The organism is Streptomyces sp. ASQP_92 (assembly GCF_025399895.1).
In the GTDB taxonomy this organism is placed as follows: Bacteria; Actinomycetota; Actinomycetes; order Streptomycetales; family Streptomycetaceae; genus Streptomyces.
Genome location: NZ_JAODUA010000005.1, coordinates 108,696 through 128,038 on the forward strand (window position 1 = coordinate 108,696; position 19,343 = coordinate 128,038).

Sequence of the window (19,343 nt, forward strand, 5' to 3'; positions counted from 1 at the left end):
CGTAGGGGCCGGGACAGGGGGCGGCTCGTGGTGCGCCGCCCGCTTGCCGAGTCCCGGCCGCTACGTCAAGAGGAGTCACCCGGTAGAGCGGATCTGCCCCGGATCCGCGCACGTCACCGGCCCCGGTGGGCAGAGCTGTCCTCGTGCCGTCCGTCTCCCTCGCCTGCCTGCGCCGCACCCTGGTGGTGCTGGTGGTGCTCGGCGCGCTGTTCGGGGCGGCGCCCGACGTGCAGGCGTGCGAGGGGCGGACGGTGGTGGGCACGGCCGAGGCGGCCCCCGCGCCCGAACCGTCCAGTGAGGGCCTGCCGGACGCCGCCGACGCGGTACTCCCCGTGCAGCCGGGCCGCCTCGCGCGTCCCGGCCGCCCCGCGCCGGCCGACGCCCCGCGACCGGAGCCGACCCCGCCGCCGACCGCCCCCGCCTCCCGCCACCACGCCCGTCAGCCGGCCACGGCGACGGGCGTCCGCTGTGTGGTGCTGCGCTGCTGACCGTTCCGTACGGAACCAGGTCGGACAGTCAACTCACGTACCCAGCAAGGTGGTTCAGCCATGCCCATCGACCCCCTGGCGGCACTCAACGCCATGATCCGCGCCGAAGCCGCCCGCATCAAGCCCGCCGGGCCCCCCACCCCCGACGAGACACCGACCCCGCCCCACGACCAGGAGCACCGCCCCGGGCGGCCCCACCCCGCCGAACACCCGGACCGCTAGCGGCGGGTACGGGTACGGGGCCGGGGGCCGGAGGGCTTGGGGCGGTGGGGTGGGCGCGTGAGAGCGCTCTCGGACGCCCGCGCCGCGCTGATGCCGTGCCGGTCGGTGGGCGCGTGAGAGCGCTCTCGGATGCCTGCGCCGTGCTAAGCCGTGCCGGTCGGGCGGGTGCGTGAGAGCGCTCTCGGACGTCCGCGCCGCGCTAAGCCGTGCCGGTCGCGCTGGGCCCGCCGGCCGCACGCGCCAGGCCCAGCGCGTACTCGGGCCACCAGCGGCCGGCCTGTGGGCCGCCCCGGCAGGTGCCGTCCGACTCGCCGGGGCGCTTGACCCACAGGTAGGCGTCGATCAGCGCGTCCCCGGTGGCCGCCGTGGGCGGGGTGCCGAGGGCGCGGCCGGGCGGGTTGCACCACGGCTCTTCGCCGCCGGTGTAGGGGCCGTTGCCGTTGCGGCTGGTGTCGATGACGAAGTGCTTGCCGCCCAGCGCGGCGGAGAGCCGGTGCCCGTACTCCGCACTGGACGCGGTCGTCTGGAAAGCGGAGACGTTCAGCGAGAACCCGTCGGCCTGCTCCACCCCCGCCTTCCGCAGCGGCTCCAGGAGCGTCGACTGATCGGTGACCCAGCCCGAGTGCCCGGTGTCGAGGTACACCTTCGTCGCGGGTCCGCGCTTCAACTGGCCCACCGCATGGGCGAGAAGGGACAGGCGCTCGGCCGATGGCGCGCCCGGGCAGCCGCTCACCAGGTGGGCGATCGCGTCCGGCTCGACGATCACCGTGGCCGGGCGGTCGCCGATGCCGCGCGCGAACGCCTCGATCCACGTCCGGTAGGCGGCCGCGTCCTCGGCGCCGCCCTGGGAGAGGCCGCCGCAGTCGCGGTGGGGAATGTTGTACGCGACGAGGACCGGCATCCGTCCGGCGCGGGCGGCGTCACCGGTGAGAGCGCGTACCGACTGCTCGATGTCCTCGGGCCGCGGCCAGTCCGCCTGCGGCCGCAGCGAGATGCGCTCGATCAGCTCGGCGTCCGCCGCCCGGCCGGCCCCCCGCCACTCGGCGGCCTGCCGGGCGGCCGGGCCCACCGGATTCACCCAGTAGGGGCCCGGATACGGTTCGCCGGCCCGGGGCGCGGACCCCGGGGCGGTGAAGCCGAGCGAGAGCGCGGCGGCGAGCACCGCGAGGCAGCAGCGAACACGAGAGCGCGACCAACGGGACATGCGTACCCCAAGGATGCCGTACCGGACCATTGCGGAGATCTTGGCATCCGAGGGCCGCGCGGGCCCGCAGCGGAGGGCCGTACGGCCGAGCGTGCCCGAACGCGCAAACGGCCGCGCTCACACGGCCGGGGCGCGCGAGCTCAGGGGCTCCTCGGATCGGGCGAGCCCCCCGGGGACGGGCGGCTCAGCCCGCCTCGCGGACGTGGAGGTGGCCGTCCCTGGGATAGGGCGGATGGGCGGGCAGGATCCGCTCGAAGCGGTAGCCGCCCTTCTCCGCGACGCGGCACGAGGCGAGGTTGTCGATCTGGTGGAGCAGCTCGACACGGCGCAGCCCGTCGTGGGCGAACGCCTCGAACGCCCATGCCGAGAGCGCTTCCAGAGCGCGCGGGGCCACCCCTTGACCGCGTGCGTGCGCCATCGTCCAGTAGCCCACCTCGGCGACCTCGCGGCCGGTGTCCTCGCTCCACCGCAGGCTGATGTTTCCCAGCACCGCGCCTTCCGCCGGCCCGAGTTGGTCCGCGCAGATGGCGTAGCTGAGCCGGGTCCCGTCCTCGCGGCCGCGCCGCTGCAGGTCGAGCCACCACTGAGCGTCCTCGGGACCCGCGATCGCGCGCGTGGTCCAGCGGGCTATGTCCGCGTCCCCGTAAGCCTCGATCACGGTCTCGGCGTCGTCCGCCCGCCAGGCCCGCAGCACCAGGCCTCCCGCCGCTCCGGCCGCGGGCACCCGCAGCGTCCCCGTCGCGCCCAGCATGTCCGTCATCCCCGTTGTCTCCCTCGTCCGCGTCTTCCTGGGGGCCCGGCCTCGTCGGCATCGTCTCGGAACCCGGCCCGATGGCCGGGCGTCAAGCCCTGCCCCTGCCGGAGCCTCCCGAGCCCGACCCCGAGCCCGACGTGTCCCGTGCTTGAGCCCGACCCGTCGAGGCCTCCCGTACCGAGCCAAGCGTACGGACGTGCCCGCGCTGCTTCCCCGGGGGGCGTCGGCCTACCCAACAGGTGTGCGGCGAGAAGGAGTTGAGGTGTTCGGTCGGCTCGCGAGCCGTGCGGGAGGTCAGCCCGCGAGGAGCTGGGCGACCGCCCGCTCGGTCCACAGGCCCGCCGTGCCCGGGCACGCCGCCAGATAGGCCGTCACCACCGACTCGTCCCAGGCGCCCGCCTCCAGCAGCCCCTCCGCCAGATGCCGCAGATAGGAGGCCGAGGGGGCGGTCCAGTCGACCTCGTCCATGCGCCAGGGGGCGGTGAACGTGAGCACCGGCCGTCCCTCCAGCCACCCCGCGCGGACGAGGGTCTCGTACCGCCCCTCGCCCAGCGCGGACCGGCCCGTGCTCAGCACCTCGCCGAGGTCGAGGTCCGCTCCGGGATCCCGGTACATCTCCTGCGCCGCGATGTCGGCGAACTGACCCGTCGAGATCAGGTGGGCCCGGGCGAGGACGCGTCCCCGCGCACCCGGGTCGTAGAAGGCACGGCCACCTCGCCACACGGGGGAGAGGGTGGCGAAGTAGAGCGCTCCCGGGAGCTCCAACGGCACGGAACGGGCAGGGAGTCGGGGGTCACGGCACCCCGGGTAGGTGCGCGCCGCTCCCGGGGGCCGGCCGCCCCGGATGTAGTGGGCGAGCCGGTCGGCATGCATGTTGGAGCCGTACGAGGCGTACCAGACCAGGCCGTCGGGCCGGTCCGAACGAGGGGCGGGCGAGACGTTGTCCACCGTGACACCTCCGCTGCGTCCACCGGATCAGCGGGCCCGGCCGCCGCATTACCTCGGCGGTAATCGACCGCTGGGCCGCCGCCCGGCAGAGTTGAGGACATCGGGACCCGGGCGGCGCACTCCGGCCGGGCCCCGGGTTTCTGACCAGGAAGAACGTATGCCACGGAGGCTGATTCACATGTCCGGGCACCGCTATGGGACCGCTGTCGCCCGCTACTTCGAGGCCTGGAACGCCGACTCAGCCGAAGGCATCGCCAAGGCCGTCGCCGCCGCCTGGGCCGAGGACGGCACCTACACCGACCCGCTCGCGGAGGCGGCCGGGCACGACGCCATCGCCGCCGTGATCGGCGCAGCGCGGGCCCAGTTCCCGGGGTTCGCGTTCCGGTTGCTCGGCGCGGTCGACGGGCACCACGACATCGCCCGCTTCGGATGGGAGCTGGTGTCGGTGGCCGACGGTACGGCCCCGGTCGCCGGGTCGGATGTGATCACCCTCGCCGAGGACGGCCGTATCCGCGCCGTCGCCGGGTTCCTGGACCGCGTACCGCCTACGGCATGAGCGACTGAAGGTACGTCGCCGTCTCCGTGTCGGCCGGCAGGAACGTCTCGATGGCCAGCTCGGAGACGGTGACATCCATCGGCGTGTTGAACGTGGCGATGGTCGATATGAACGACAGGACCGTGCCCGCGACCTCGATGCGCAGCGGCAGCGCCAGGGGAGACGCCTGAGGGGCGCCCGTGGTTTGTGGAGCCGGGCTGCCGGACGGCACGGGGTGGGCGGCGACCTCCTCGTACAACGCGCGCAGGCCCTCGTTGCGCAGCAGGGCGATCTGGCGCTCCATCTGCTCCAGGAGATGGCCGCGCCACTGCGCCAGATTGCGGATGCGCGGAGCGAGGCCCTCGGGGTGCAGGGTCAGGCGCATGGCGTTGACCGGCGGCGTCAGCAGATGCCCGGCCACGCCGTCCAGAAGCATCTCGATGCCGCGGTTGGCGGCGAGCACCGTGTAGGTCGCGTCCACCATCAGCGCCGGGTACGGCTCGTACGCCGTGAGCAGGCGCTCCATCTGCTCGCGCAGGGAGTTCATGGCGGGGTCGTCGAGCGGGGTCTGGGCGTAGTGCGGTGCGTAACCGGCGGCCAGGAGCAGCGCGTTGCGTTCGCGGACCGGCACGTCCAGGTGCTCGGCGAGACGCAGGACCATCTCCTCGCTCGGGCGGGACCTGCCGGTCTCGATGAAGCTGATGTGCCGCGCCGAGGAGTCCGCGCGCAGCGCCAGCTCCAGTTGGCTGAGCCGGCGCTGCTCGCGCCAGCCGCGCAGCATCGGCCCGACTCTCGTCTCCAGTGCGGCGGTTGTCATAGTTCAGACAGTAACTCGCCCCTGTGACAGGACCTCCTCGCGGTCCGCTTCCTGCCCCGGGCGCCACCGGCGCCGGACCGCCCAGCCCGCCAAGGCCGCGCACGCCGCGACCGCGTACGCCGTCCTCGCCATGGGGAAGTCCCCGAGGGCCTTGGCCGCGACATAGACGCAGGCGCCCGCGACGGCGACGGTGAGCCACTCCCACCTCCCGTCGAGCGCCACCAGGGCGACGACGAGCAGGGCGTACCAGGAGTAGCCGGGGGTCAGCAGCAGAAACGCCCAGCCGAAGAGCAACAGGGCGCCCGACCAAGGGCGTTCGGCCTGCCCGCGCCGCAGGACGTACACCGTCACCCCGAGCAGTGCGGCGAGCGCCACCGGCAAGGCCCACGCGTCGGGCAGCACCATGCGCAGCAGCGCGAACCGGCCCTGTCCTGACGGGTCGTCATACCCCTCCTCCTCGGTGTAGCCGCCGAGGTAGCCGAACACGGACGAGTGGGAGACGAGGACGTAGGGCAGGTAGGAGAGCGCGACCATCCCGGCCGTCGAGAGCAGCACGATCACCGGCCGGCGCCTGAGGACCGCGGGCAGAACCATCGCGGGCAGCATCTTGACCGCGACACCCGCGCCGATCAGCATCCCGCCCGCGGCGGCGCGAACCCTCCCGATCGCGGGCCCGCCTCCCCCTGTCAGCGCACCGAGGCCCGCGACCGTCAACAGGACGGCCAGGACATCGATATGGGCGTTGTTGACCGCCTCCAGCGGCACGGCCGGACACCACGCCCAGAACGCGGCCCCCGTCACCTGCCCCGGTGTGCCGTCCGGGCCGCGCCGCCGCAGGATGCGCACCAGCACGAGGGTGGTGCCCACCGCGAACAGGGCGCCGCCGATCTGGAGCGGCTTGAGCCGGGCCCCGCCGGGCGCGATCTCGTCCACCAGCAGGTAGTACGCCTCGGCGACCGGGGGGTAAATGGTGTGCACCGCCGGCCTGTTGAGGCGGGTGCACCCGCCGTCGACCCGGGCCCGCTCGGGGCCCGCGCACTGGGCGGGGTTGGTGGGGAAGAGCCAGGTGTCCCGCAGCGGGGCCACCTCGCGGTCGGCCGGAGCATGGTCGTAGGGGGAGATCCCCGCGGCCTGCACCCGCCCGTCCCAGGCGTACCGGTAGGCGTCCGTGCTGGTGCGCGGGGGAGCGAGCAGCCCGGTCGAGGCGATGGCGATGGAGCCCGCCACGATCAGCGCCGCACGGTGGCGCCCCGGCACCTTGCTCACCGACCAGGCGGCGAGGGCGAACAGCAGCCAGGCCGCCGCGTACCACCACGACAGGCCGGCCGGGTCGGCACGGAACCCGTCCTTGAGGACGGTGAAGGCGAGCACGGTGGTGAGGGCCGCGAGCAGGACGGCGGTGCATACGGTGCGTCGATGGGTCACCCGCCGAGCCTCGCAGCTCGGAACCCCGATGCGGCGCAGGCGGCCCCCGCCGTCCGCGAACCGTAAGGTTCACCCGGATGTACGGGGGCGCCCGAGCGGCGGACTCGTACCCGTCGCCGTTACTTCCAGCCGCCGTACGGAACGGTCAGAAGTTCAAGCCAGTGCCCCGACGGATCGGGGAAATACACGCCGCGTCCGCCGTCGTTGTGATTGATCTCGTCCGGGTGCTTGCGATAGGGATCCGCGAAGAACGGAAGCTTCAATTCCGTAATGCGCCGGAATGCCGCGTCGAACTCGTCCTCGGAGACCAGGAACGCGTAATGCTGGGGCGCGATCTCGACATTCTCGGGCACCGTCGCGAAGTCCAGGGTGACTCCGTTGCTGGTCACTACGGGGATGAACGGTCCCCATTCCGCGCCGACCTCGAGGCCGAGCATATTCGCCAGGAATTCCGCGGAAACCCGGTTGTCGCGGGATCCGACAATGGTGTGATTCAACTGTACTGACACGGTGGAATGCCTCCAACAGGCATCTCACAGACACCTCCATGTCTCACCCGGCCGGTGACCGACACGCGATGCTGCCCGAAGATCCTAGCCGCGCTCCGGCAGCCGTGTCACGGTATTTTTTCGCGTCATCGCATTCCCCCTCGACGCCGTGGCGTTCGGGAACCGTAAGGTGTCGCAGCCCCCGCGGCGGGGGTGGCCCGGGGTGGGATGGAGCCATGAAGCCACGACTTCCCGCAGTGCGGCCGCCCGTCTTCACGGGCAGACTGCACGACGCCCGCACGGCGACCTCGATCGGCCGCTGGCTGGGCGTCGCGATCGCGGTCTGCTTCGGCACCGGACTGATCAGCCACTACCTCCAGCACCAGCCCGGCTGGCTGCTGAACGCGCTTCCCAGCAGGCCCGTCTGGGGATACCGGCTCAGCCAGGGCCTGCACGTGGCGTCCGGCATCGCCGCGATCCCGCTGCTGCTCGCCAAGTTGTGGACGGTCTACCCCAGGCTGTTCGCCTGGCCGCCGCTGCGCTCCGTACGCCACGCCCTGGAACGGCTCTCGGTCGCGGTCCTGGTGGCGGGCGCGGTCTTCGAACTGTTCACCGGCCTCCTCAACACGGTGCAGTGGTACCCCTGGCCGTTCTCTTTTGTGCCGGTGCACTTCGCCGTGGCCTGGCTGCTCGCCGGCGCGCTGATGCTGCACGTGGCCGTCAAGTACCCGGAGATCAAGGCGCATTGGGCCAAGGAGTCGACCGGCACCCTGGCCTTGTCGGCGGCCGACGGACCCGACCGGCGCTCGCTGCTGACCGGAGTGGCCACCGCGGTCGGCGCGGTCACCCTGACCACCGTCGGCCAGGCCTTCACGCCGCTGAAGTTCTTCGACGTCCTCGCGCCGCGCCACCCCGACCACGGAGCCCAGGGTCTCCCCGTCAACCGCAGTGCCCGAGCGGCCGGAACCACCCAAGTCGACTCAGATGCCTACCGGTTGACGGTCGCGGGCCCGCGCCCGTACACCCTCACCCTCGCCGAGCTGACCGCACTCGCCCAGCACGAATCCGAGCTGCCCATCGCCTGCGTCGAGGGCTGGAGCAAGTCCGCCCACTGGACGGGCGTACGCATCACCGATCTGCTGCGCCGGGCCGGCGCCCCGCCGGACGCGGGGGTGCGGGTGATCTCCCTGGAACAGTACGGCGCCTACCGGGTGATGGTGATGGGCCGCGAGTACGCCCGCGACCCGCTGACCCTGCTCGCCCTGAAACTCAACGGACAGACCCTCACCGCGGACCACGGATACCCCGCCCGCATCATCGCCCCCAACCGCCCCGGCGTCCTGCAGACCAAGTGGGTCACCCGCCTGGAGGTGCTGTGATGCGTACCGTGCTGGGCGCGGCCGGGCTCGCGCTGATGGCCCTGGGCGGGCTGCTGGTCTGGGACCAGGCCACTCACTGGGACGTTCTGATCTGGCTCGCCGGAGCCGTCGTGCTGCACGACGGGATCATCGCGCCGCTGGTCGTCGCCGTGGGGCTGCTGACCGGCGGCCTGAACAACCGCGGCCTGCTGCGCGGCACCCTGCTGACCGCCGGCTGCCTCGTCCTGATCGCGCTCCCACTGCTGCTGCGCCCCCTGCCCACCAACAACCCCTCGGTCCTGCCGCTCGATTACGTACAGGGCCTGCTGATCTCCCTCGCGGTGCTGGCAGTCCTCGCCCTGCTGCTCGGCGTCGGGCGCAGGTGGCGGGGGAGGGGGCGCGCCAGGGACGTACCGGAGGGCTGAGCCCCGGCGCGCCCGCGCTCGGCCCTCAGTGCGCGCCCCGGGCGGGCTCCATCGGTTCGGCCGTCTCCCACACGCTCTGGAACGCCAGCCGGAGGCAGGCCGCCAGCGCCGGGTGCTCGATGTACAGGGCGGTCGTGGAGCCCGTGCCCGCGACCGGGTCCGGCATGTCGCACAGCACCAACGAGGCGTCCGCGATGACGAGTTTGAGCGGGAGGCGCTGGGTGAAACGGGCCTCCTCACCCGCCTCGGCGAAGCGCCGCACGTTCTCCAGCACCTCGTCGTCGGCCAGCGCGTCGCGCGTGTACACCGCCCGCACCGTGCCCTTGGCCCGGCGCAGCCGCCGAGTCGCCTTGATCCCGGTCGTGTTGGCGGCCGGCGCGACGAACGGCGGCATGCAGAACGTGAGGAGTTCGCTGTCGGCCTGCTCCTGGATGTCCGCGAACCGCTCGGCGATCTGCCGCGGGTCGCGCAACACCTCGATGTAGTCCAGCGGGTCGGTGTGCGCGCGGCCGTCCGACCACAGCGGCAGCAGCATCGACGTCAGTCCCGTCGACACCTTCTCCAGCCGTTCCAGGGACTCTCTTTGACGGTTCATCAGGCGGGTGACCGCGAGCTCCGGAGCGACCGCGGCGAACGTGGCGACGCGCCCCCGGTGGGCCACCGCGAGCTGGGCGCGCACCAGAGCGTCCAGGACGTCGTAGATGCGCTGCCGGGGCACGTCGGCCTCGCGCGCCACCTGGGCCGCGGTGTAGGAGTCGCGCCGGACGAGGGCCAGATAGACCCGCGCCTCGTAGCGGGACAGGCCGAGCTCGACCAGGTCGTTGACCGACCCCTCATCCGGCTGCATGCGCGTCCCCGACCGGCTCCATGTGCGTCCTCCTCGGCTCGCTGGAACGCCACCGTATACGCGTACACCCGGCGCCGAGCAGCCCGGTGATCCCTGGGAATTCCCGGGGCGGGCCCCACGGTGATCCATCCCTTTTCCAGGGAAAGGCTTTGCCTCGCGCTTGCCTCAGCCTGTTGTCGCCCCCGTCGGCCGTCGCTACCTTCATCCCTGCCACCACTTGAGCGGGTGGCAGTTTTCGCGAGATGCCATTGTCATGCACTGATCATGGACAGTGATCGCGCGCGGCCGCACTCCCCGATGCGTGCGGACGCGCACGGGTCACGCGCGGCCACCCTCCTCGATCACGTGCACCCACGTACCGCCGAGCGCGCGGAACCACGGCACACCCACCACCCGACCTCCGGTGTCGCCGCCGCCCAACGCGCGGCCCACGTACCGCCGATAGCACCCCACGAGCCCCACGCGCCGCGTCGCCGGCGCCCACCGCGCCACCCCACGAGCACGTGCCGCACCACCGCCGACCGCACCACCGCACGCGCACGTGCCGCACCACCCACGCGCACGTGCCGCGTCGCCGCCGCCGGCCGCACCCACGGTCCACCACCGGCCGACGACGCCCCGCACCCACCGCCGCACCCGCCGGATCAGCCCCGCCGACCAACCGGTCCGGGCACCCCCGCTCGCCCCGATCCGGCGAACCAACCCCCCATGGAGGGCAGTTCCTTGTACTCGAAGAGACCCTTCGGCCCGTCCGGACTCACCCGGCGAGCCACCACCGCCGCCCTGTCCGCCGCGGCCCTGGTCACCGGCGGACTCATCGCCGTCGCCCCGGCCGTCTCCGCGGCGGCCCCCGCCCCCGCCGCCCAGGCCGCCAACACCCAGCGGCTGTGCGCCCAGCCCGCCAAGGCCGGCATGATGTCCTGCCTGGCCCTGGCCCGCACCGACGTCCAGCACCACCTGGGCATATCCCCGAACGCCGCCCCCTCCGGCTACGGGCCCACCGACCTCCAGAGCGCCTACGCCCTGCCCTCGAACGCCGGAGCCGGCACGACCGTGGCCATCGTGGACGCGCAGGACGACCCCAACGCCGAGTCGGACCTGGCCACCTACCGCTCCCAGTACGGCCTGCCTGCCTGCACCACCGCCAACGGCTGCTTCAAGAAGGCCGACCAGAACGGCGGCACCAACTACCCGAGCCCCGACTCGGGTTGGGCCGGTGAGATCTCCCTCGACGTCGACATGGTCAGCGCCGTGTGCCCGCAGTGCCACATCCTGCTCGTCGAAGCGAACTCCGCCTCCATGGAAGACCTCGGCGCGTCCGTGAACCGCGCGGTCACCATGGGCGCCAAGTACGTCTCCAACAGCTACGGCGGCAGCGAGGACTCCACCGACCCGAGCTCCGACGCCGCCTACTTCAACCACCCGGGCGTCGCCATCACCGTCTCCTCCGGCGACAGCGGCTACGGCGTCGAATACCCCGCCGCCTCCCAGTACGTGACCTCCGTCGGCGGCACCTCACTCAGCCGCGCCTCCACCACCCGCGGCTGGTCCGAGTCGGTCTGGGGCACCAGCTCTGGTGGCCAGGGCGCGGGCTCGGGCTGCTCCGCCTACGACCCGAAGCCGTCCTGGCAGAAGGACACCGGCTGCGCCAAGCGCACCGTCGCCGATGTCTCCGCGGTCGCCGACCCGGCCACCGGACTCGCGGTGTACGACAGCTACCAGGCCAGCGGCTGGAACGTGTACGGCGGAACCAGCGCCTCCTCGCCGATCATCGCCGGCGTGTACGCCCTGGCCGGCACCCCCGCCGCCACCACCAACCCGGCGTCCTACCCCTACGCCCACACCGGCTCGCTGAACGACGTCACCACCGGCGCCAACGGCAGCTGCAGCCCGGCCTACCTGTGCAAGGCGGCCGCCGGCTACGACGGCCCGACCGGCCTCGGCACCCCGAACGGCACCGCGGCCTTCACCGGCGGCACCAGCACCGGCAACACCGTCACGGTGACCAACCCCGGCAACCAGTCGACGCAGGTCAACACCGCGGTATCGCTCCAGATCAAGGCCACCGACTCCGACAGCGGCCAGTCGCTGACCTACAGCGCCACCGGCCTCCCGGCCGGCCTGTCCATCAACGCCTCGACCGGACTCATCTCCGGCACCCCGACCACCGCCGGGACGTCCAACGTGACGGTGAGCGTCAAGGACACCACCAACGCGAACGGATCGACGTCCTTCACCTGGACCGTCACCACCACCGGCGGCGGCTGCACCCCGGCCCAAATCCTCGGCAACCCCGGCTTCGAGACCGGCGCCGCGGCCCCGTGGACGGCGACCTCGGGCGTCATCGACAACTCCAGCGGCGAGGCGGCCCACTCCGGGTCGTGGAAGGCCTGGCTCGACGGCTACGGCACCACCCACACCGACTCGCTCGCGCAGACCGTGTCGATCCCGGCCAACTGCCACGCCACCCTCACCTACTACCTGCACATCGACACCAAGGAGACGACCACCACCACCGCCTACGACAAGCTGACGGTGACGGCCGGCTCCACCACCCTGGCGAGCTACTCCAACCTCAACAAGAACACCGGCTTCGCCCAGAAGTCCTTCGACCTCTCCTCGTACGCGGGGCAGACGGTCACCCTGAAGTTCAACGCGGTGGAGGACAGCAGCCTGGCCACGTCGTTCGTCATCGACGACACCGCGGTCAACGTGAGCTGACCCGAGAGCGCTCCGGACGGGGCGGGGACCACTCCCCGCCCCGTCCCTTCGCCGTTCCGGGGTACGTCGTGACGCGTACGGATGGACGCGCTCTCACCCGCGGCGAAGGGCCACGAACGGACGGCCCGCCGCGGTCCAGCGGCCCGCCGGACGCCAGCCGAGCGGCCGGGCACACGACAGCAGCGCGTTCGTCCCGAGCCGCGCCCACGGGAAATCGCTCCCCACCGCACCGCGCGCGTCGGCCACCCGCACCCTGAGCCGCTCGTCGATCTCGTACGGTGCCGTCTCCACCAGCAACAGACCACCGGGCACGACGAGTTGAGCCACCCGGGACAGCAGCTTCGCCGGGTCGCCACCGATACCCACATTGCCGTCGACGAGCAGCGCGGTGTCCCAGCGGCCCTCGCCGGGGAGCCGGTCGAAGACCGAACGGCACAGCGCGCTGCCGCCCCAGTCACGCGTGTGACGCACCGCCTCGGGGCTCACATCGACCCCCAGCGCCGCCACGCCGTCGGCGGCGAGCGCGGCGACCAGCCGGCCCGGCCCGCAGCCGATGTCCAACACCGTGCCGCGACAGCGGCGCAGCACCGTACGGTCCGCCAAGTCCGGCTCCGCACACCAGCGTTCGACCTCGAGCGGCAGCAGCCAGCCGTCGGGTCTGCGCAGGAACAGCGGGCCGCGCCGGGCGCGCAGAGCGTCGGTGTAGGGGTCGGCGTGCCAGGCGGTGGGGGTCGCGGTCGTCGCGGGTGAGAGCGCTCTCACCACGGGTGCGGCCCAGCCGTCGAGGCCTCACCGGTGGTGGGCGCGAGCGTCCCGGACTCCTCGGACCGCCGCTCGGCCGGCACGGCGGCGCGCGCGGGGCGGCCCGCGCCCACCGCGCGGGCGAACCGGCCGTTCGGGGCTTCGGCCGCCACCAGGAGGGCGTCCTGCGCGGTGTCCACGTCCCGCAGCCACGCCAGTTCACGCACCACGAGCCCGGCGTCGTGCAACCGCTTCCGCTGAACGCGCCCGGTCTCGGGCACCGACATCGGAACCCCGAGAAGGAGCGCGGGGTCGGGCTCGGTCAGACCGAGCGCCCAGAACCCCCCGTCCTCGGCCGGCCCGAACCAGGCCTCACCGGGACGCGGGTCCGCCAGCGCCGGCGCGAGCAACGCCGGGCTCACCTGCGGGGTGTCCATACCGATCAGCAATGCGGGCCCGGTGCACGCCGCGAACGCCGCCGCGATCCGTTCGTCCAGACCCCCCTCACACTGCGCCAGCACCTCGATACCGGGCGGCAGCCACGGCCCCGGCGCTCCGTCCAGCACCAGCACCCTCCTGCGTGCCGGCACGGCCAGCGCCACGTCGAGGGTGTCGGCGAGCGACGCCTCCGCGATCCGGGCCGCCTCCTGCGGGGTGTACGCGGGAGTGAGCCGCGTCTTGACCCGGCCGGGCACCGGCGCCTTCGCCAGCACGATCAACGTCGTACCCGAGACCGGCCCGGCCCCCGCCCCGCTCATCGGGCCACCGCCGGCACGCGCGGCGCGACGGGCGGTTCGGCCAGGACCTTGCGCATGTCGCGCACCGCATGCCAGGTACCCCGCCACGTCCCGGTGACCTTCGACTTCCCGGTGCGCGCCAGATAGGGCACGTCGTGTTCGCTCACCCGCCACCCCGCGTCCGCCGCACGCACCACCATCTGGAGCGGATAGCCGCTGCGCCGGTCGGTGAGCCCGAGCCCGAGCAGCGCCTCACGGCGCGCGGCCCGCAGCGGGCCCAGGTCGTGCAGGCGAAGCCCGGTGCGCCGCCGCAGCATCCGCGCGAGCGCCAGATTCCCGGCCCGCGCGTGCAGCGGCCACGCCCCCGGATCTCGCGGCCGGCGACGGCCGAGCACCAGGTCGGCGCCGCCGGACGCCACCTCGCTCACATAGGGGACGAGCTCGGCCGGATCGAGGGAGGCGTCGCAGTCACAGAAGCAGACGTACTCGGCCTCGGCGGCGAGCAGCCCGGCGTGGCAGGCCGCGCCGAAGCCCCGGCGGGGCTCGTGCACGACGGTCGCGCCGAGCGAGCGCGCCAGCTCGGGCGAACCGTCCGAGGAACCGTTGTCGACCACGACGGCCCGCCAGCCGTCCGGGATCCGGGCAAGTACCCAGGGCAGCGCCCCGGCCTCGTCGAGACAGGGCAGCACGACGTCCACGGACACCCCGCGCGGTGCGGAAGGGGCTGCGGGAGGTGGCACCGCGGGGGTTGCGGAGGGGGATTCAGTCACGCTCTCACCGTACGAATCCAAACCGGACAAAACGGATTTCGGGTTCTTACGAAACGCGGACATCGCCCGCCCGTGTCCCTCTTGGCGCAGACGGACGCCCCCAAGCGGTGCGACGCTGGTTCCCATGCACAGCACCGAGAGCCGCATCCTGGTCGTCGACGACGACCCGACCGTAGCCGAGGTCGTCACCGGCTACCTGGAACGCGCGGGCCACACCGTCGACCTCGCCACCGACGGCCCCGCCGCCCTGCGCGCCGCCGCCGCACGCCGCCCCGACCTGGTGGTTCTCGATCTGATGCTGCCCGGCATGGACGGCCTGGAGGTCTGCCGACGGCTGCGCGCCACGGCCCCCGTACCCGTGATCATGCTCACCGCGCGCGGCGACGAGGACGACCGCATCCTCGGCCTGGAGATAGGCGCCGACGACTACGTGACCAAACCCTTCAGCCCGCGCGAACTCGTCCTCCGCGTCGAGTCGGTGCTGCGCCGGGCCCGCGCCACCACCGCGCGCCCGGGGCCGCCGGTGTCCCGCTCCGGCATCACCCTCGACCCGGCCGCCCGCACCGCCGCCAAGGACGGCCGTGAACTCGCCCTGACCTTGCGGGAGTTCGACCTCCTCGCTTACCTCCTGGCCCGCCCCGGCGAGGCCATCTCCCGCGAACGGCTGATGCACGAGGTGTGGGGGTGGGAGTTCGGCGACCTGTCCACCGTCACCGTCCACGTCCGACGCCTGCGCGGCAAGATCGAAACTGACCCGGCGAAGCCGGCCCTGATCCGCACGGTGTGGGGGGTCGGTTACCGCTTCGAGTCCCATGTGGGCGAGCCCCATGGGGCGGAGTCCCATGGGGCCGAGCCCCACGTGCGAGGGCCCCGCGTGAGCGAGCCGCATGTGGCGGAGCCCCGGGTGGGCGAGCCCCATGTGGCCGAACCCCGGGTGGGTGAGCCCCACCTGCGGGGGCCGCGCGTGAGCGAGCCGCATGTGACCGAGCCCCGGGTGGGCGAGTTCGCCGTGAGGGAGCCCCCTGTGAGTGAGCCACATGTGGCGGAGCCCCGGGTGGCTGAGCCCTATGGGGGTGGGTCCCGCATGGCTGAGCTCCGTGTGGCCGAACCCCATGGGGGCAAGACCCGCGTGGCTGAGCCCCCTGTGGGCGTGCCCGAGGTGGGTGGGCCCCACGGGGCCGAGCCCCATATGGCTCGGCTCCACCTGGCCCCGCTCGACGCGGCCGGTGCCGAACCGGGGGCCGGGGTGCGCGGGAGCCAGGGGGCCGGCCGTGGGTGACATCCTGCTCATCGCGCTGTACGCCTTCCTCGGCGCCGCGGTCGCCGGGTTCGGCGGGGCGCTGGCCCTGCGTCTCCTGCGCCATCGCTCGCTCACCGCGTCCGTGGCCGTCGTGGCGGCGGTGGCGGTCCTCGCGATGCTGGCCGGCACGCTCGCCGTCGCCTGGGCGATGCTCCTGAACTCCCACGACCTGACGGTGGTGACGGTGGTCGTCGCCATGGCCGCGGTCGCCTCACTGGTCACCGCCCTGGTCCTGGGCCGCAGCGTCGTCGCCAGCAGCCACCGCCTGGCGCTGGCCACCCGCTCGTTCGGCGACGGCGGCAGCTTCGACGCGCCGGCGGGACCCGCCACCGCCGAACTGGCCGCGCTGAGCCGGGAGTTGGCGGCCACCAGCGCGAAACTGACCGAGTCACGAGAACGGGAGCGGGCGCTGGAGACCTCACGGCGCGAACTCGTCGCATGGATCTCGCACGACCTGCGCACCCCCCTGGCCGGGCTCCGCGCGATGGCCGAGGCCCTCGAAGACGGCATGGCCAAGGACCCGGACCGCTACTTCCGGCAGATCAGGACCGAGGTCGAACGGCTCAACTCCATGGTGGGCGACCTCTTCGAGCTCTCCCGGATCCACGCGGGAGCGCTCTCACTCAACCCTGCCCGGATGTCCGTCCACGACCTGATCGGTGACGCGCTGGCCGGCGCGGACCCGCTGGCACGTGAGCACGGAGTACGCCTCGTCGGAGAGCGCGTCGACGCCGTACCGGTCGAGGTGGACGGCAAGGAGATGACCAGGGTCCTCGCCAACCTCCTGGTCAACGCCATCCGGCACACTCCGGCCGACGGCACCGTCGCGGTCGGCGCGCAGGGCCGTGACGGTGCGGTCACGCTCTCCGTCACCGATGGCTGCGGCGGCATCCCCGACGACGATCTGCCCCGCGTCTTCGACACCGGCTGGCGCGGCACCGAGGCCCGCACCCCGCCCGGCGGGGCCGGCCTCGGCCTCGCGATCGTCCGCGGCATAGTGGAGGCCCACTCCGGCCGCGCCGAGGTCCGCAACGTGGCGGGCGGCTGCCGCTTCGAACTCACCCTGCCGACAGCGCGCGCGTAGGGGCTGTGCCCCCGGGGGTGGCCCAGTAGCCCAACCGTCCGAGGGCCAACCGCCGAGGGCCAACCGCCGAGGGCCGACCGGGAGGGGCTATCCCTCCGCCGTCGCGAACTCCGTCATTCCCTCAGCGAAACCGACCGCAGGCTTCCAGCCCAGCTCGCGCCGCAGCCGCGCCGAGTCCGCGGTGATGTGCCGTACGTCGCCGAGCCGGTACTCACCCGTCACCACCGGGTCGGGACCCCCGTGCGCCGAGGCCAGCGCCCGGGCCATCTCGCCCACGGTGTGCGGGTTTCCGCTGCCCGTGTTGTACGAGGTGAGCACACCCGGCGGTCGTCCTGAGAGCGCTTCCAGCGCCACCACGTTCGCCCCGGCCACATCGCGAACGTGCACGAAGTCCCGACGCTGACGGCCGTCCTCGAAGACTCGCGGCGCCTCTCCACGCGCCAGCGACGAACGGAAGAACGAGGCCACCCCCGCATAGGGCGTGTCCCGCGGCATCCCCGGCCCGTACACGTTGTGGTAGCGCAGCGACACCGCCCGCCCGCCGGTCGCCCGCGCCCACGCGGCGGCCAGGTGCTCCTGAGCCAGCTTGGTCGTGGCATACACATTGCGCGGGTCGACGGGCGCGTCCTCCGCGACCAGACCCGGACTCAACTCTGCCTCGCAGTGCGGGCATGGGGGCTCGAACCGGCCCGCTTCCAGCCACTCGACCGGCCGAGGCCCGGGCCGCACCACCCCGTGCTCGGGGCACTCGTAGCGGCCCTCCCCGTAGACCACCATCGACCCCGCGAGCACCAGGTCGCGCACCCCCGCGTCGGCCATGGCCGTCAGGAGCACCGCGGTGCCGAGGTCGTTGCAGCCCACATAGTCGGCGGCGTCGCCGAAACCGGTGCCGAGGCCGACCATCGCCGCTTGGTGGCACACCGCGTCCACGCCGCGCAGCGCCCGGGCGACGACATCCGGGTCGCGGACGTCGTCGCCCGGCCGGACCGCCCGGTCCAGAACGAAGGGCTCATGGCCGTGGGTGGCCAGGGCTGTGACAATGTGCGAGCCGATGAAGCCCGCGCCTCCCGTGACAAGTACACGCATGGAGGAGACGCTACGGAACAGAAGCCTCTCCGTCACCGTTCCACCCCGCCATGTCACCACCCCGTAAGGAGTACCCGGACATGCCTGTTGAGCCGCTGTCGCAGAAGGACATCGAGGACCGGCTGCGTGAACTGCCCGGCTGGGCGCTCTCGGACGACCACGACCGGATCTTCCGCAGCTACCGTCTGGGCGGCCACTTCGCCGCGACCGCCATGGTCGTCCATGTCGCCCAGATCCAGGAGGAACTGGGCCACCACTCCGACCTCACCCTCGGCTACAACACCCTCACCCTGTCCGTGAACACCCATGACGCGGGCGGTGCCGTCACCGAGCTCGACTTCCAACTCGCCCACCGCGTCGAGGAGATCGCTCCCCTGCACGGCGCGGGGTGACCTCGCCGGGCGTGCCGTTACGCGCGAACGCCCGCCCGGCCGGAGGAGCGGGCCGACCCCTGTACGGCCCGCTCCTTTGGCCGCGGCGCACCGGCCGGGCGACGGCTCAGACGTGCCAGTCGCCGGCCGCCGCCGCGTCCCGGGCGAACTCGGCGAAGTCACGGGGCTCTCGGCCCAGGACCCGCTTCACGCCGTCCGTGGTGGACGCGTTGTGGCCGTCGAGGAGCGTCGTGAAGAGCCCGGCCAGCCACTCCGCCTCCGGCGTGGGCATGCCGTACTGGGTGAGCGTCTGCGCGTACTGGGCCCCCGACACCGGCGCATAGTGGATCTCGCGGCCCGTCGCGCGGGAGAGCTCGGCCGTGACCTCGCCGAACGTGAGCAGCCGAGGCCCCGTCAATTCATAGGTCTGCCCCGCGTGACCGTCCTCGGTGAGGGCGTGGACCACGACATCGGCCAAGTCGTCCACATCGAGCCAGGGTTCGGCGGTGTCTGCGCCCGGGAACGCCACCGTCCCCGCGAGGACGCCCTCGACCATCGCGCCCTCGCTGAAGTTCTGCGCGAAGAACGCGGACCGCACCACCGTGAGGTCCGGGCAGGTCTCCCTGAGAGCGCTCTCGGCACGGGCCGCCTCCGGTTCGCCCCGGCCGGACAGCAGCACGATCCGGCGCACCCCGTTGGCCGCCGCGACGCTTCCGAACAGGCGCATCGCATCCTCCGAGCCGGGCGCCGCGAGGTCGGGGTAGTAGGCGACATAGGCGGCATCCGCGCCGTACAGGGCCGGGCCCCACGTGTTGGCATCCGCCCAGTCGAAGACAACCCCACCCGACCGGGAACCCGGCCGGACCCGCACCCCCCGCGCGACGAGGCGCTCGAACACCCGATGCCCCGTCTTCCCCGTGGCGCCCGTCACCAGCACCGTGCGCGGCGCCATCGCGTCCGCTCCCCTCAACTCGTCCGTCGGCTTGCGGTCCTGCGTCGTGTTCGTCATGGCTCCAGCGTCG

Annotated in this window: 20 protein-coding genes and 1 pseudogene; 9 read left to right on the forward strand and 12 right to left on the reverse strand. The window is 73.0% G+C overall.

Translation table 11 applies throughout. The annotated features are described in order from the left end of the window. The first annotated feature begins 143 nt into the window (after positions 1-143). Complete coding sequence (locus N4G70_RS14475) at positions 144-488, forward strand: hypothetical protein (protein WP_261713028.1); 345 nt, start codon at positions 144-146, stop codon at positions 486-488. A 60-nt stretch (positions 489-548) separates the two neighbouring features. Then, positions 549-710, forward strand: coding sequence for a hypothetical protein (locus N4G70_RS14480; protein WP_261713029.1), 162 nt, complete (start codon positions 549-551; stop codon positions 708-710). A 199-nt stretch (positions 711-909) separates the two neighbouring features. On the opposite strand, the gene N4G70_RS14485 is transcribed toward N4G70_RS14480, so the two are convergent. From N4G70_RS14485 to N4G70_RS14495, 3 genes are all read right to left on the reverse strand, one after another. Next, positions 910-1,914 (reverse strand): glycoside hydrolase family 6 protein, encoded by a 1,005-nt coding sequence (locus N4G70_RS14485; RefSeq protein ID WP_261713030.1) that lies wholly within the window; start codon positions 1,912-1,914, stop codon positions 910-912. A 184-nt stretch (positions 1,915-2,098) separates the two neighbouring features. Continuing rightward, positions 2,099-2,674 (reverse strand): GNAT family N-acetyltransferase, encoded by a 576-nt coding sequence (locus N4G70_RS14490; RefSeq protein WP_315904254.1) that lies wholly within the window; start codon positions 2,672-2,674, stop codon positions 2,099-2,101. A 288-nt stretch (positions 2,675-2,962) separates the two neighbouring features. After that, positions 2,963-3,541 carry a histone deacetylase gene (locus N4G70_RS14495; RefSeq protein ID WP_261713294.1) on the reverse strand — a complete coding sequence of 193 codons (579 nt, stop codon included), beginning with the start codon at positions 3,539-3,541 and terminating at the stop codon, positions 2,963-2,965. 232 nt (positions 3,542-3,773) lie between these two features. On the opposite strand from N4G70_RS14495, the gene N4G70_RS14500 reads away from it, so the two are divergent. Further along, positions 3,774-4,172, forward strand: a complete 399-nt coding sequence (locus N4G70_RS14500) for a nuclear transport factor 2 family protein (protein ID WP_261713031.1) — start codon at positions 3,774-3,776, stop codon at positions 4,170-4,172. On the opposite strand, the gene N4G70_RS14505 is transcribed toward N4G70_RS14500, so the two are convergent. The 3 genes from N4G70_RS14505 to N4G70_RS14515 form a co-directional block, all read right to left on the reverse strand. Next, entirely contained in the window at positions 4,162-4,968 is an 807-nt protein-coding gene (locus tag N4G70_RS14505; protein WP_261713032.1) for a helix-turn-helix domain-containing protein, read from the reverse strand. The two genes, N4G70_RS14500 and N4G70_RS14505, sit on opposite strands and share 11 nt — an antisense overlap. Before the next feature lie 3 nt (positions 4,969-4,971). Next, the gene (locus N4G70_RS14510; protein ID WP_261713033.1) at positions 4,972-6,393 is read right to left on the reverse strand and encodes a glycosyltransferase family 87 protein; all 1,422 of its coding nucleotides are present in this window, start codon (positions 6,391-6,393) and stop codon (positions 4,972-4,974) included. A 119-nt stretch (positions 6,394-6,512) separates the two neighbouring features. Continuing rightward, a complete protein-coding gene (locus N4G70_RS14515; RefSeq protein ID WP_261713034.1) occupies positions 6,513-6,902 on the reverse strand; it encodes a VOC family protein in 390 nt (129 codons plus the stop codon). Between the two features lie 215 nt (positions 6,903-7,117). Here N4G70_RS14515 and N4G70_RS14520 point away from each other — a divergent pair, with 215 nt between their 5' ends. Together N4G70_RS14520 and N4G70_RS14525 are read left to right on the forward strand one after the other, a co-directional pair. Next, positions 7,118-8,260, forward strand: a complete 1,143-nt coding sequence (locus N4G70_RS14520; protein WP_261713035.1) for a molybdopterin-dependent oxidoreductase — start codon at positions 7,118-7,120, stop codon at positions 8,258-8,260. Next, positions 8,260-8,664 carry a hypothetical protein gene (locus N4G70_RS14525; protein WP_261713036.1) on the forward strand — a complete coding sequence of 135 codons (405 nt, stop codon included), beginning with the start codon at positions 8,260-8,262 and terminating at the stop codon, positions 8,662-8,664. Before N4G70_RS14520 ends, N4G70_RS14525 begins: the two co-directional genes overlap by 1 nt. A 25-nt stretch (positions 8,665-8,689) precedes the next feature. Here N4G70_RS14525 and N4G70_RS14530 read toward each other — a convergent pair whose 3' ends face one another. Beyond that, the gene (locus N4G70_RS14530) at positions 8,690-9,511 is read right to left on the reverse strand and encodes a TrmB family transcriptional regulator (RefSeq protein ID WP_261713037.1); all 822 of its coding nucleotides are present in this window, start codon (positions 9,509-9,511) and stop codon (positions 8,690-8,692) included. 708 nt (positions 9,512-10,219) lie between these two features. On the opposite strand from N4G70_RS14530, the gene N4G70_RS14535 reads away from it, so the two are divergent. Next, on the forward strand, positions 10,220-12,232 hold the full coding sequence (locus N4G70_RS14535; RefSeq protein ID WP_399035436.1) for a putative Ig domain-containing protein: 2,013 nt from the start codon (positions 10,220-10,222) through the stop codon (positions 12,230-12,232). A gap of 93 nt (positions 12,233-12,325) precedes the next feature. Here the strand turns inward: N4G70_RS14535 and N4G70_RS14540 are convergent, their stop codons facing one another. From N4G70_RS14540 to N4G70_RS14550, 3 genes are read right to left on the reverse strand one after another with little or no spacing between them, the layout of a single operon-like run. After that, positions 12,326-12,997 carry a class I SAM-dependent methyltransferase gene (locus N4G70_RS14540; protein ID WP_399035439.1) on the reverse strand — a complete coding sequence of 224 codons (672 nt, stop codon included), beginning with the start codon at positions 12,995-12,997 and terminating at the stop codon, positions 12,326-12,328. After that, entirely contained in the window at positions 12,991-13,731 is a 741-nt protein-coding gene (locus tag N4G70_RS14545) for a DUF2064 domain-containing protein (RefSeq protein WP_261713040.1), read from the reverse strand. The genes N4G70_RS14540 and N4G70_RS14545 overlap by 7 nt, the downstream gene beginning before the upstream one ends. After that, the gene (locus N4G70_RS14550) at positions 13,728-14,480 is read right to left on the reverse strand and encodes a glycosyltransferase family 2 protein (RefSeq protein ID WP_399035442.1); all 753 of its coding nucleotides are present in this window, start codon (positions 14,478-14,480) and stop codon (positions 13,728-13,730) included. Before N4G70_RS14550 ends, N4G70_RS14545 begins: the two co-directional genes overlap by 4 nt. Positions 14,481-14,625: 145 nt before the next feature. Here N4G70_RS14550 and N4G70_RS14555 point away from each other — a divergent pair. Both N4G70_RS14555 and N4G70_RS14560 read left to right on the forward strand, forming a co-directional pair. Beyond that, a pseudogene (locus tag N4G70_RS14555) lies at positions 14,626-15,336 on the forward strand (response regulator transcription factor); the annotation flags it as partial. Positions 15,337-15,751: 415 nt separating this feature from the next. Further along, a complete protein-coding gene (locus tag N4G70_RS14560; RefSeq protein ID WP_261713041.1) occupies positions 15,752-16,864 on the forward strand; it encodes a sensor histidine kinase KdpD in 1,113 nt (370 codons plus the stop codon). A gap of 87 nt (positions 16,865-16,951) precedes the next feature. Here the strand turns inward: N4G70_RS14560 and N4G70_RS14565 are convergent, their stop codons facing one another. Next, a complete protein-coding gene (locus tag N4G70_RS14565; RefSeq protein ID WP_261713042.1) occupies positions 16,952-17,950 on the reverse strand; it encodes an NAD(P)-dependent oxidoreductase in 999 nt (332 codons plus the stop codon). 80 nt (positions 17,951-18,030) lie between these two features. Between N4G70_RS14565 and N4G70_RS14570 the strand changes: the two genes are divergently transcribed. Next, entirely contained in the window at positions 18,031-18,342 is a 312-nt protein-coding gene (locus N4G70_RS14570; protein WP_261713043.1) for a 4a-hydroxytetrahydrobiopterin dehydratase, read from the forward strand. A gap of 106 nt (positions 18,343-18,448) precedes the next feature. On the opposite strand, the gene N4G70_RS14575 is transcribed toward N4G70_RS14570, so the two are convergent. Beyond that, complete coding sequence (locus N4G70_RS14575; RefSeq protein ID WP_399035446.1) at positions 18,449-19,330, reverse strand: NmrA family transcriptional regulator; 882 nt, start codon at positions 19,328-19,330, stop codon at positions 18,449-18,451. Positions 19,331-19,343 lie beyond the last annotated feature (13 nt).

Excerpts from the sequence above, each read along its gene's own strand:
- N4G70_RS14480 (WP_261713029.1), top strand. The coding sequence starts at position 549 with ATGCCCATCGACCCCCTGGCGGCACTCAACGCCATGATCCGCGCCGAA.
- N4G70_RS14485 (WP_261713030.1), bottom strand. The coding sequence starts at position 1,914 with ATGTCCCGTTGGTCGCGCTCTCGTGTTCGCTGCTGCCTCGCGGTGCTC.
- N4G70_RS14490 (WP_315904254.1), bottom strand. The coding sequence starts at position 2,674 with ATGACGGACATGCTGGGCGCGACGGGGACGCTGCGGGTGCCCGCGGCC.
- N4G70_RS14495 (WP_261713294.1), bottom strand. The coding sequence starts at position 3,541 with ATGCATGCCGACCGGCTCGCCCACTACATCCGGGGCGGCCGGCCCCCG.
- N4G70_RS14500 (WP_261713031.1), top strand. The coding sequence starts at position 3,774 with ATGCCACGGAGGCTGATTCACATGTCCGGGCACCGCTATGGGACCGCT.
- N4G70_RS14505 (WP_261713032.1), bottom strand. The coding sequence starts at position 4,968 with ATGACAACCGCCGCACTGGAGACGAGAGTCGGGCCGATGCTGCGCGGC.
- N4G70_RS14520 (WP_261713035.1), top strand. The coding sequence starts at position 7,118 with ATGAAGCCACGACTTCCCGCAGTGCGGCCGCCCGTCTTCACGGGCAGA.
- N4G70_RS14525 (WP_261713036.1), top strand. The coding sequence starts at position 8,260 with ATGCGTACCGTGCTGGGCGCGGCCGGGCTCGCGCTGATGGCCCTGGGC.
- N4G70_RS14530 (WP_261713037.1), bottom strand. The coding sequence starts at position 9,511 with ATGCAGCCGGATGAGGGGTCGGTCAACGACCTGGTCGAGCTCGGCCTG.
- N4G70_RS14535 (WP_399035436.1), top strand. The coding sequence starts at position 10,220 with ATGGAGGGCAGTTCCTTGTACTCGAAGAGACCCTTCGGCCCGTCCGGA.
- N4G70_RS14545 (WP_261713040.1), bottom strand. The coding sequence starts at position 13,731 with ATGAGCGGGGCGGGGGCCGGGCCGGTCTCGGGTACGACGTTGATCGTG.
- N4G70_RS14565 (WP_261713042.1), bottom strand. The coding sequence starts at position 17,950 with ATGCGTGTACTTGTCACGGGAGGCGCGGGCTTCATCGGCTCGCACATT.
- N4G70_RS14570 (WP_261713043.1), top strand. The coding sequence starts at position 18,031 with ATGCCTGTTGAGCCGCTGTCGCAGAAGGACATCGAGGACCGGCTGCGT.
- N4G70_RS14575 (WP_399035446.1), bottom strand. The coding sequence starts at position 19,330 with ATGACGAACACGACGCAGGACCGCAAGCCGACGGACGAGTTGAGGGGA.